Below are 4,254 nucleotides of genomic sequence, written 5' to 3' on the forward strand. Positions count from 1 at the left end.
GCCGCACTCGCCCCCTTGGAACGACGCTTGATAATCTTGGCCCGCAAATCAGCACTGTAGGATTTCATCCCAATCTTCTACGGGATACCACCAACACTGTACAGCTTTTACGAAGCTAATTAAATGCAAAATGCTCTAATGCTTTTCTCCAAGGCACGCGGCAGTTCGATTGCCGGACTAAATCCCAAGACCCGCTCCGCCCTTGTCGTGCGCGGGACATAATAAGATACCGCCGCTCCCGGAACTACCTTGTTTTGTATCGAAACCCCCGCACCCAGCATGGAGCCGATCATGTGGGCCAGATCCCGCAAGGCAAGGGCCTGCGCGCTTCCCAGATTGAAGATCCCTTCCTCGGCCCGGGCCAAAAAAATCGTCCACAATCCCACCGCCATATCGGATGCGTAAAGGTAGGAACGGACCGCCGAACCATCACTCTTGACCACGATCGGCCCACCAGCGAGGCCATCACGGATGAAATCCGCCACGGCGAAATTCGCCTTCTCCGGCAGTCCGGGCCCGACAAAACTGAACCCGCGGGCGATCTTCAGCGGAACGCCCCCGGCGGGCAACAGGGCTCCGCATTGGTCCTCCACCCTCCTCCGGACTTGACTGTAGCCGGGTTCGCCCTCGTAGGGCACCAGCGGATCCCCTTCGGCAAAGGCCTCGGGTGGTGTTTTGGATTGATAGACGGCGCCCGTGCTGCACAACAAAAAGCCGGTCGATTTCTTGGCCACCGCGATGTCGACCAGACGCCGGGTGGCCGCTTGAAAAAAAACGTCCATGTTTGCGGGCGACATCCGGGCATCGGGCACCAGGCAGTGGATGACGTAATCCACCGGTCCGTCAGGCATGGCAAGCAGAACGGCGTCCGATTCTACGACCTCAACCCGCGGATCGGTCAACAAGGCCGGCCAAACGCCGCCGAAACGATTCCGGTCGCGCGTGGGGGCAACCACCCGCACACCCAAATCCAATCGCGTGTCCGCGTTCAGGAGGGTTTGCAGCATCCACCCTCCAAAAAATCCACTACCGCCCGTCAGAAGCACCCGGCTTCCGCGCAGTCGCTCCCAAAGCCCGCCCACGCGTCCAAAAACATCGTCCAAATCCTCTTCGGGCATGGGTCGGGCAGGCATGCAGGAGCATTCAACAAGAGGACCCGATCTGTGGCAAGGCCGCTTCCTGTAACCCTCGGGTGGATGTCCCCCGCAAAGAACGCGGAGGCCGCGAAGTCATATCAAATTAAAATGATTGAGTGACAGAATAAACGGGAGGGCGAGGCTCCTGGCTCCCCCGTAAGGCACTTTTTCGCCCACTCAATTCCATTTGGTATGATACGGATTTTGGCTGGCAAAAACCCCATTCACCGATCGGTCAACCTGAATCCAAATGTCATGCAGCAGGATGACTTCATCATGTATTCCCAATCATGTGTTTCTGCTTCGCGTTCTTCGCCGCGTGAGGTCCCGTTCGGCGTGACCAACGCGGTCACGGGACGTCCTCCGTGGTGAACTGAATTGTTCCGGCTCAACGCAGTGCTTCGGGCAGCAGAATCAAATAACTCTGCGCCACCAGCGCGCTGGTCAGGTAGAAGAAGGCCGCCTCCTCCCAGGGCATTTTCGGACCGATCTTCCACCCCGTGGTCTGCTTTTCATCGAAATGCCAGACCCCGTGCCGGATCGCCACCAGATCGGCCAAAGAAAGGTAGGTCCCCAGAACGAGGGTGACGGCCGCCAGCACCGGCCACCGCGCCGCCAGCACCGGCCCCCCCACCACCCACTGGATCAGGATCACGGGAATGAACCAAAAAAACAGGTGCCAGGCGTAATGCCCGCGCGACGCACGCCCAAACCGCCCGCGGAAGCACAAACCCACCACCGCCCAAGCCGCCAAAATCCCGGCACAAACCCACCCCTGCCCCACCCAACCCAAGGGATGGGCAGGCGTCGTGAACGGCCCCCAAAGATCCAGGGCCCATCGCGTCAACAACATCGCCTGCAGCGCTTGGACGACAAAGAAAAGATATTCCTCGAACGGCAACCAACCGATGCGTTTCCAATACCGCCCCTCGGGGAATCCCCAGATGCCGCAATAGGCCGCCCAGTTGTCCCAGGGCGAGGTGAAGACCATGACGATGGCCAGAATCCCCAGCACCATTTCCCAACTGCCAGGTGCAATCAAGCCGCACCCCGCCCCCCAGCCGGCCAAAATGAGAACGGGAAGGTTGAAGCGGAGGTGGAAGCCGAAGTAGGTCACGCATGGACAAGATCGCGCAATCCGATCAACCGTCCAATCAGAATCCTTAAAAGGATGAATGCAGTTCCACCACAGAGGGCACAGAGCCAAAGGCCCGCAGTGGCGGGAGCACAGAGTAAAAACCATTGGATATTAAGAGATTATGAACGTTCCCAACCCGGATCAGGATCGGGGTTGGACTCAGCTTCACCGAATGGTGATCGGAAAAACCTCACCCCAATAACCTCTTACCTCTGTGTTCACTGTGTCCTCAGTGGTTGAATCAAGTGCAGAGCCATCCCGGCGACTGCGAATCGCATTGCCCGCCCCGGTAGGAACGGCTAGTAACAAAGGATGCAACCCCGATCCCGGGCCTTGGCGCCCGCCCTGCTCCTTACGGTCCTCTCCTTGCCCCTCTTCTTCTCCGTCGCCCAAGCACAGGGCACGACAACTTCAACACCAACCCCTGCCTCTCCAGAGCTGACCCTCTGGCAATTGGTGTCCTCCCTGGAATGGGTCCTCATTCCCCTCGGACTTCTCTCCGTGGCCGTGGTGGCCCTCATCGTCTTCAACTTCTTCTGGCTCAGACGCTCCAACCTCGTCTCCGCCGATTTCCTCACGGAATCCGACACCTTGTTAAAAAACCGCAGGCTGGAAGAGCTGGCCGACCTTTGTGAAAAAAACAACCAGATCATCCCCCGCATCCTCGGCAAGGTCATCCTCTTTGCCAAAGCCAACCCTTCGATCCACCTGGAATCACTGAAAGAAATCGCCGAAGTCGAAGGCGGGCGCGCCGTCTCCCGGCTCAACATGCCCACCATGATCCTGATGGACCTGGGCGTCATGGCTCCCATGGTCGGACTCATGGGCACGGTCGTCGGCATCCTCCGTTCGTTCGGCACCCTGGCCAGTGATGCCACCCCCATGCGTACCATGGTTCTGGCCGGCGGGGTTTCCCAGGCCCTGGCCGCCACCGCCATCGGCCTGGGCATCGGGCTGACCGCCATGGCCTTCTACGCCTTCTTCCGTCCCCGCGTCCAGGACACCGTCGGCCACTTGGAATCCACCCTCACCGTCCTCCTGATCCGTACCAACGACTGCCTGGCCCGCGGCAAGTCTTCCTGATTTCCCAGTCCTCACTCATCGGTCTTAATCAGCCCCCACCGCCCAACGGCAATGAAATTGGCCCACAAAATCGCCCACGAGCCGATGACGCTCCAATTGGCGCCCTTCATCGACGTCATCCTCTTCCTCCTCGTCTTCTTCCTCCTGACCTGGAACATCTCCCGCTACGAGGCCGAACTGGCCGTGAGCCTTCCCTCGGCCCAGCAGGCCGAAACCTCCACCCGCATGCCCGGGGAGATCCTGGTCAATGTCAACCGCCAGGGGGACATCATCGTCAACCGCCGCACCCTTTCACGCGCTGAATTGGAGTCCATCCTGGCCAAGGTGACCAAAGATTTCCCCGACCAGGCGGTCATCCTCCGTGCCGACGCCGATGTGCCCTATCAAAAGGTCATCGACGTGATCGACGCCTGCAAGGCGGCCCGGGTGTGGAACATCGCCTTCACCACCGCCCCCCCGTCCCCGCCCTCCGGAACCTGAACGGTCCATCCTCAGCCTCATCCCCATCCTTAATGGGGCGGGCGTCAAAACTCGATCCTAGAGCAACCTCTGTGTGATCAGCCGCCCGTTCTCTTACTCGATCTCGTGCTCGTTCTCTCCCATTCAGAGAGCACGAGTATGAGAAAGAGCTTGGGAACGAGTGGCTGATTAAAAGGAAAATGCTTTATGGGTGGGCGAAGCTCCAGCTGAGCCGCCTTGGAGCCTATCCGGATAACCCGCGTGACCCGCGCTGTCGCGTGACCGCGTGGGAGCGGAACGCGACCTTACGCGGGGGGTCAATAAGCCGTCCGGCGAGGCGCGAGAAGGGAGCAGGTATGAAATATACCCGTGACCGACGAGCAACGAAGCGGGGCGGCTTTTTGGCCCCAGCCCGGAGGGTGATGGCGGCACCTGCCC

Annotated in this window: 4 protein-coding genes; 2 read left to right on the top strand and 2 right to left on the bottom strand. The window is 59.8% G+C overall.

Translation table 11 applies throughout. The annotated features are described in order from the left end of the window. Positions 1–119 precede the first annotated feature (119 nt). Together SFU85_07790 and SFU85_07795 are read right to left on the bottom strand one after the other, a co-directional pair. A complete protein-coding gene (locus tag SFU85_07790; GenBank protein MDX6766676.1) occupies positions 120–1,133 on the bottom strand; it encodes an NAD(P)-dependent oxidoreductase in 1,014 nt (337 codons plus the stop codon). Positions 1,134–1,524: 391 nt separating this feature from the next. Beyond that, entirely contained in the window at positions 1,525–2,253 is a 729-nt protein-coding gene (locus SFU85_07795; GenBank protein MDX6766677.1) for a lycopene cyclase domain-containing protein, read from the bottom strand. 333 nt (positions 2,254–2,586) lie between these two features. On the opposite strand from SFU85_07795, the gene SFU85_07800 reads away from it, so the two are divergent. Both SFU85_07800 and SFU85_07805 read left to right on the top strand, forming a co-directional pair. Continuing rightward, positions 2,587–3,357, top strand: a complete 771-nt coding sequence (locus SFU85_07800; protein MDX6766678.1) for a MotA/TolQ/ExbB proton channel family protein — start codon at positions 2,587–2,589, stop codon at positions 3,355–3,357. Between the two features lie 51 nt (positions 3,358–3,408). Continuing rightward, positions 3,409–3,837, top strand: a complete 429-nt coding sequence (locus tag SFU85_07805) for a biopolymer transporter ExbD (GenBank protein ID MDX6766679.1) — start codon at positions 3,409–3,411, stop codon at positions 3,835–3,837. The last annotated feature ends 417 nt before the right edge of the window (positions 3,838–4,254 follow it).

It is taken from the genome of Candidatus Methylacidiphilales bacterium, assembly GCA_033875315.1.
Lineage (GTDB): Bacteria > Verrucomicrobiota > Verrucomicrobiia > Methylacidiphilales > CAZTYG01 > JANRJG01.

Excerpts from the sequence above, each read along its gene's own strand:
- SFU85_07790 (MDX6766676.1), bottom strand. The coding sequence starts at position 1,133 with ATGCCTGCCCGACCCATGCCCGAAGAGGATTTGGACGATGTTTTTGGA.
- SFU85_07800 (MDX6766678.1), top strand. The coding sequence starts at position 2,587 with ATGCAACCCCGATCCCGGGCCTTGGCGCCCGCCCTGCTCCTTACGGTC.
- SFU85_07805 (MDX6766679.1), top strand. The coding sequence starts at position 3,409 with ATGAAATTGGCCCACAAAATCGCCCACGAGCCGATGACGCTCCAATTG.